1 pseudogene is annotated in these 844 nt (G+C 64.5%); it reads right to left on the bottom strand.

Going from position 1 to position 844, the window contains the following annotated elements:
* Positions 1-12: 12 nt before the first annotated feature.
* Positions 13-770: pseudogene (locus Q4I23_RS32855) on the bottom strand (IS5 family transposase).
* Between the last annotated feature and the right edge of the window lie 74 nt (positions 771-844).

The raw sequence follows: 844 nt of genomic DNA, 5'->3' as shown, positions 1-844 counted from the left end.
TAGGGTCCGGACTCATAACCAGTAGGCGACGGTTGCCACGATGTAGACGGCTGCCATGAAGTTGGTGGCGGAGCGGTCGTAACGGGTGGCGATGCGCCGGAAATCCTTGAGGCGTCCGAACATGCGCTCGATGACGTTACGGTTCCGATAGAGGTAGGGAGAGAAGCAGTTTTTCCAGCGCTTGTTGGCGCGTGGCGGGATGTTGGGCGCGGCTCCCGCCTCTTCGATCTTCCGGCGAACAGCGGCACTGTCGTAGCCCTTGTCGCCGTGCAGGAGATCGGTGGCGGGCATCCGGTCGAGCAGACGGTCGGCGGCGGTGCAGTCGGCAATCTGACCGCCGGTCAACAGGAAGGCGAGCGGCCGACCGCGCGGATCGCTAAGGGCATGGATTTTGGTGGTTCGTCCGCCACGGGACCGTCCGATGGCCTGGGCGCGCTCCCCCCTTTCCCGCCGCTCGCCGAACGATGGGCGCGCACCGCCGTGGAGTCGATCATCACCTGGGCCGGTGGGCCACCTGCTGCGGCCAAGGCATGGAAGATATCCTCCCACACGCCCTTGGCCGCCCAGCGGACGAAGCGGTTGTAGAGCGTCTTGCGGGGGCCGTAGACCGGTGGAGCATCCGCCCAGCGCCCGCCCGACTTCAGCACATGGACAATCCCGCTGATCACACGTCGGTCATCCACGCGCGGCTTGCCGCGGGTATCGCGTGGAAGGTGCGGCTCAAGCCGTCTGAACTGCTCCACCGTCAACCAGAACTGACCGTCGTTCATCACAAAGCCCCTTTCCTGGGCTTTGAATCACAACGGTTCCCTTCAGGAAAGGCTCTTTATGGGTCCGGACCCTA

This window comes from Azospirillum sp. UFLA03-27 (genome assembly GCF_059803775.1).
The sequence above is the reverse complement of the archived record's forward strand: the minus strand, read 5'-3'. Positions and strand labels throughout refer to the sequence as shown.